General features: G+C 68.4%; 5 protein-coding genes and 1 rRNA gene. 1 reads left to right on the top strand and 5 read right to left on the bottom strand.

Annotated elements, in window-relative coordinates:
* Positions 1-326: 326 nt before the first annotated feature.
* The 5 genes from PUT80_RS45945 to PUT80_RS45925 all read right to left on the bottom strand — a co-directional run bounded on the left by PUT80_RS45945 (position 327) and on the right by PUT80_RS45925 (position 4,723).
* Positions 327-1,079, bottom strand: a complete 753-nt coding sequence (locus PUT80_RS45945) for an SDR family oxidoreductase (RefSeq protein WP_275295895.1) — start codon at positions 1,077-1,079, stop codon at positions 327-329.
* Between the two features lie 8 nt (positions 1,080-1,087).
* Entirely contained in the window at positions 1,088-1,903 is an 816-nt protein-coding gene (locus PUT80_RS45940; RefSeq protein ID WP_275295894.1) for an alpha/beta fold hydrolase, read from the bottom strand.
* Positions 1,904-1,970: 67 nt separating this feature from the next.
* A complete protein-coding gene (locus PUT80_RS45935; protein ID WP_275295893.1) occupies positions 1,971-3,089 on the bottom strand; it encodes an epoxide hydrolase family protein in 1,119 nt (372 codons plus the stop codon).
* Complete coding sequence (locus PUT80_RS45930) at positions 3,082-4,299, bottom strand: sigma-70 family RNA polymerase sigma factor (protein WP_275295892.1); 1,218 nt, start codon at positions 4,297-4,299, stop codon at positions 3,082-3,084. The genes PUT80_RS45935 and PUT80_RS45930 overlap by 8 nt, the downstream gene beginning before the upstream one ends.
* 31 nt (positions 4,300-4,330) lie before the next feature.
* Complete coding sequence (locus PUT80_RS45925; protein WP_275295891.1) at positions 4,331-4,723, bottom strand: YciI family protein; 393 nt, start codon at positions 4,721-4,723, stop codon at positions 4,331-4,333.
* Positions 4,724-5,434: 711 nt separating this feature from the next.
* On the opposite strand from PUT80_RS45925, the gene PUT80_RS45920 reads away from it, so the two are divergent.
* Positions 5,435-5,559 (top strand): 16S ribosomal RNA (locus PUT80_RS45920); the annotation flags it as partial.

Here is a 5,559-nt window from a genome sequence, read left to right as displayed (position 1 = left end):
GGGTGCGGGGGTGGTGTGGGTGCCTCGATGGTTGGGTGCATCGGCTGCGGGGGAGGGGCTGGGTGCCTCGCTCGTTGGGTGCACCGGTGCGGGTTGGGTGGGGGTGGGGCTAGCGCCCCAATGTGGCATTGGGTGCGTGGGATGCATCCAATGTGGCGTTCGTTGCGTGCGACGCACCCAATGCCACATTGGGTGCGTCGCGGTCCGTGAAGGGCTCCTTGAGGGAATCTGGGTCCGGGAAGGGGTCCCTCAGACCGGGTGGTGGGTCGTGAGGGGAACCCTGACGGAATCAGAGTCAATGAGGGTGGCCCTGACGCGCGTCGGGCTCAGTTTTCGCGGTCGATGTTCAGGGCGGAGAAGGTTTGCACGACCGGCATCAGCTCGATGACGTTGATGTTCACGTGTGCTGGCTGGGAGCTTGCCCAGAAAACCGACTCGGCGACGTCGTCTGCGGTCAGCGGTGTGGTGCCTGCGTAGACGTTGCTCGCCTTGGCCTGGTCGCCGCCGAAGCGGACGGTGGAGAATTCGGTGCCGCCTACCAGGCCCGGTTCCACGTTCGTCACGCGGACGCCGGTGCCGCGCAGGTCGGAGCGCAGGTTGAGGCTGAACTGGTGCACGAACGCCTTCGTCGCGCCGTAGACGTTCGCGCCGGGGTACGCGTAGCTGCCTGCGACCGAGCCGATGTTGATCACGTGTCCGGCGCCGCGTTCGACCATGCCGGGCAGTACTGCGCGGGTGAGGTGGACGAGACCGGTCACGTTGGTCTCGATCATCTGGTCCCAGTCTTCCAGCTTCGCCTCGTGCGCGGGCTCGAGACCCTTCGCGAGGCCGGCGTTGTTGACCAGGATGTCGATCTTCGCCCACTCCTCGGGCAGCTGCGCGACGACATCCGCGACGGCGGCCGGGTCGCGTACGTCCAGGACCAGCGGGTACACCGCGTCGCCCAGTTCGTCCGCCAGCGTCTTGAGCCGGTCGCCGCTGCGGGCCGCGGCGACGACCCGCGCGCCTTCCGCTGCGAACCGGCGCGTGATCGCTGCACCGAAGCCGGCGCTGGCGCCGGTCACCAATACGGTCTTCATGGAGTGCGTCACCGTTCTTCCGCGTGGTCCTGGTCCAGGAAGCGGCCGAACACGTCGTTGAACTCGGCCGCGCGCTCCAGGTTAGGCAGGTGCCCCGCGCCGTCGAGCACCACCAGCTCCGAGCCGGCCACGAGCCGGTGCAGCAGCTGCGCGTCGGCGACCGGAGTGAACTCGTCCTCGCTGCCCACCGCGACCAGCGTCGGCACGCTGACCTGCTTGAGCGAATCGCGGTAGTCGGGGCGCCTCGCCCGGGCCCGCAACGCGGCCGCCGCGCCTGTCGCTGGTGCGTGGCGCATCATCTTCCGGACGTGCCCGGTCACCTCGGGGTTCTCGCGGAAGGTGCCCGGCGACACCATCTTCGGCAACAGCTCGTCGGCGTACGCGGTCATGCCTTCCGCGAGCACCCGGTCCGCGGCCTGGTTGCGGCTCACCTTTCCTTCGTCGGTCTCGGGCTCGGCGAACGTGTCGGCGAGCAGCAGCGCGGCAATGCGCTCCGGGTAGTCCCGGACGGTCTGCATCACGATCTGCCCGCCCATCGACAGCCCGCCCAGCGCGAAGCGGTCGATGCCGAGGTGATCGGCCAGCCCGACGAGATCCTCGGCGAAGTCTTCGAGCCCGCGGACCGCCGGACCGGTGCTTTCCCCGTATCCCCGCAGGTCAGGCATCACGACACGGCGGCCGTTGCGGGCGAGGTGCTCGGCCTGCGGACCCCACATGGACCGGTCGAACGGATGCCCGTGCACGAGAAGCACCGCGACCTCCGACCGCGGTCCGAGGTCGTCGTAGGCGATCCGGGCGCCGGAGAGGAGAAGGACTGTCTGCATGGTCCCGACGCTAATCGGGGCGATTTCTCCGTGCAATAAGGTGCAATGTAGTCGGAGCAATGTTTTTCTAGCGCAGCTTCGCGAAGAACTGCCGGACGTCGCCCGCCCACAGCTCCGGCACCTCCTGCGCCGCGTAATGCCCGCCGCGGCCGTACTCGTTCCACGACACGAGGTTCCGGCGATGTTCGGTGAACACGCGGATCGACGGCAGGTCGCCGGGAAACTGCGCGACCCCCAGCGGCACCGGATTGCGGCCTTCGGCGGGCGTCTCCCGGGCTTCCTCTGCGTAGATCCGGATCGCCGAACCCGCCGTGCCGGTCAGCCAGTGGATCGTGACGTGGGTGAGGATCCCGTCCGCGTCGAGGCCGTGGTCGTGCATCGCCTGCGCGTTCCAGCCGAGCAGGCCGACGGGGGAGTCGGACAACGCGTGCGCGAGCGTCTGCGGCTGCTGCGCCTGGACGACGCCGTAGGACGCTTCGTTCGCGAAGTAGTGGTGGAACGCGTCCCACGCGGCTTTGTCCTTGTCGGACAGGTCGGCAATCCACTGTGGATCGTCGTCCGGCGGCGGATCCCAGGTCTGCGTCACGTGCGCGCCGATCACATGTTCCGGCGCTACGCGACCGACCTCCGGCGCGATCCCCGAACCCCAGTCGTTGCCCGCGGTCCCGTAGCGCTCGTACCCGAGCCGGCGCATCAACTCCGCCCACGCCCGCGCGATCCGCCGCGGACCCCAGCCGGTGTCGGTCGTCGGTCCGGAAAACCCGAACCCCGGCAACGACGGCAGCACGACGTCGAACGCGATCGACGGATCAAGCCCGTGCGCGCGAGGATCGCTCAACGGCCCGACCGCGGCCAGATACTCCGCCGCCGAGCCCGGCCACCCGTGACTGAGGATCAACGGGATCGCGTCCGGCTCCGGCGAACGAGCGTGCAGGAAATGCACGTTGCTGCCGTCGATCGTGGTCGTGAACTGCGGATACTCGTTGAACTGCCGCTCCCAAGCCCGCCAGTCGTAGCGTTGTCGCCAGTGCTCGGCCAGCTCGCGCACCCGGCCGACGCTGACGCCGTACCCCTGATCACCGCCGACCGGCTCCGGCGCCCACCTTGTCCGGTCGAGCCGTTCTCGCAGGTCGACCAGGTCCGCCTCGGGGATCTCCAGCCGGTACGGCCGGATCTCGTCAGTCATGCTCAGCTCCTTCGGAAAGCCGCCGGGCGCAGGCGTTGAGATACCGCACCTGGCGGATGTTGGTGGCGAGTTCGGCCGCGCGCAGGTACACACTCCGGGCCGCTTCGCGGTCGCCCGCCTTTTCCAGAAGATGTGCGCGCGCCGCATAGAACCGCCGGTCCCGGCGGTCCAGCGCGTCGAGCAGTCCAAGCCCGGCAGCAGGTCCGTCCGCCATCCCGACCGCGACGCCGTGGCTCACCTTCGCGACCGGACTCGCCGAAACCTTGAGCAGCAGCCGGTAAAGCCCGACGATCTGCCGCCAGTCGGTCTCCTCGGCGGTGGCGGCCTCGTCATGGACCGCCGCAATCGCCGCCTGCAGCTGATACGGCCCGACCGGCCCGCGCGGCAACGCCGCCGTCACCAACTCCACCCCGCGCCGGATCGACTCGGTCTTCCATCGCGTCCGGTCCTGCTCATGCAGCGGAACCAGCTCGCCCTGCTCGGTCACCCGCGCCGGCGACCGCGCGTCCGTCAGCAACATCAACGCGAGCAGCCCCGCGGCCTCGCTGTCGTCCGGCAGCAGCGCGGCCGTCATCTCTGCCAGCCGGATCGCCTCCCTTGCGAGGTCGCCGCGGCGCAGATCCGGCCCCGACGTCGCCGAGTACCCCTCGGTGAAAATCAGGTACAGGACATGCAGGACGGCTTCGAGCCGCTCGCGGCGCGTTTCTTCCGGCGGCATCCGGAACGGCACGCCGCTGTCCTGGACGGTCCGCTTGGCCCGGGAGATCCGGCGGGTCATCGAGTCCTCGGACGTGAGGAACGCCCGCGCGATCTCCGCCGTCGTGAGCCCGCCGACGGCCCGCAAGGTGAGCGCGACCTGCGACGCCACCGAGAGCGACGGATGGCAGCAGAGCAGAAGCAGGATCAAGGTGTCGTCCCCGGTCTGCTCGCCGACCGCCTCGCGCGCGGCTCGGCTCTCCCGCTCGCGTCTTGCCTGGTCAGCGCGGAGCAGATCGATCAGCTTCCGGCTCGCGACCTGCATCAGCCAGCCGAAGGGCCGCTCGGGAATCCCCGTCTCCGGCCACCGCTCGGCGGCTTTGAGCAGGGCTTCCTGGACCGCGTCCTCGGCCGGGTCGAACCGCCCATAGCGGCGGACCAGCGCGCCCAGCACCTGCGGCGCGAGGGTGCGCAGGGTGCCGTCGAGCGTGGCCGGGAGGGAGGGGTCGGTCATCTCTGCCGCCTCGGTCGCTTGGTTCCTGGGTTCAGAGTTCGCTGTCGTTCCCCATCACCGGCCGGACCACGACCCCGGCGTCGGCCAACCGTCCCGGGGCTTTGAGCAGTCCCGCCGCGATGTCGGTCGCCCGGTCGAAGCTGGCGCAGTCGACCATCCAGTACCCGGCGATGACTTCCTCGGTCTCGCCGAACGGCCCGTCGGTGACGACCGGAGCTCCGTCCCTTAACTGGAGGCGGCGGGCCAGCACGGGAGCGGCGAGCCCCTGGGTCTCGACCAACTCTCCCGAATCGGCCAGCGCCCCGGTGAACCCGGCGAGGAACTCGTCGACCGCCGCCATTTCCGCGGGGGTCGCTCCGCCCTCCTTGCCGCTGAGGTGGTCGTAGTCCTGCTGGTTGCCGTACGCCAGGATCAGGTACTTCATCGGATACTCCCTCTGTCTTCGGTCTCGCATGGCCGTCAGTCGGGGAAAGAACGAAGCCGCCTGCCCCGCACCGGACATCGTCTCGACGTCCTTCTGGGTGACCCGGGTCACTCGCTGGTTCGGCGCTCATGATGCCTCCGAACCGCCCGCCCTCGGTGTCGTCCGGCGCGGGCACGCCGATGTCCAGCGGCAATCCGCTCTCGCCGGCGCCTCGCTCGGCAAGCGGGTCTCGGCATTCACCGATAACGCGAGCCGCCCGTTCTTCCGCATTACGGCATCCGCGAGCCGATAAGCCACCGGATTCGCCGCGCTCCGGTCCGGTGAGTCGGGGCCGCGGTGCCCGCCGGATCGGCCGCAACGGGCCTATTCGGCCGGTTGACCTGCGAAGATCGCATTAAGGGACCCCCCTGTTTAGGGCCGTTTTGAGCCGTGTAATCTTCTCTTCGTCGCCAGGGAAACCGGGCGGCCGCCGGGACACGAACCAAGCTCTCGCCTCTAGGGTGATTGAGTGGGTGTCCCACCAAAAACTGCTAGGAATGACCGCTTCGGTCAGGCTCGCCCTCACGGGGGGTTGGGTTTGGTTCGGGGTGTGTTGCTTGAGAACTCAACAGTGTGCTAGTGAACTAAGCCAGTAGAGCTTATATGAAACCCCCTCGTCGGGGTTTCCTTTGAGAAATGATTGAGAAGTAGTCTCGATCGAACTTTACAGCATTGTTGGAGAGTTTGATCCTGGCTCAGGACGAACGCTGGCGGCGTGCTTAACACATGCAAGTCGAACGCTGAACCGGTTTCGGCCGGGGATGAGTGGCGAACGGGTGAGTAACACGTGGGTAATC

It is taken from the genome of Amycolatopsis sp. La24 (genome assembly GCF_029087445.1).
Lineage (GTDB): Bacteria > Actinomycetota > Actinomycetes > Mycobacteriales > Pseudonocardiaceae > Amycolatopsis > Amycolatopsis nivea.
The sequence above is the reverse complement of the archived record's forward strand: the minus strand, read 5'-3'. Positions and strand labels throughout refer to the sequence as shown.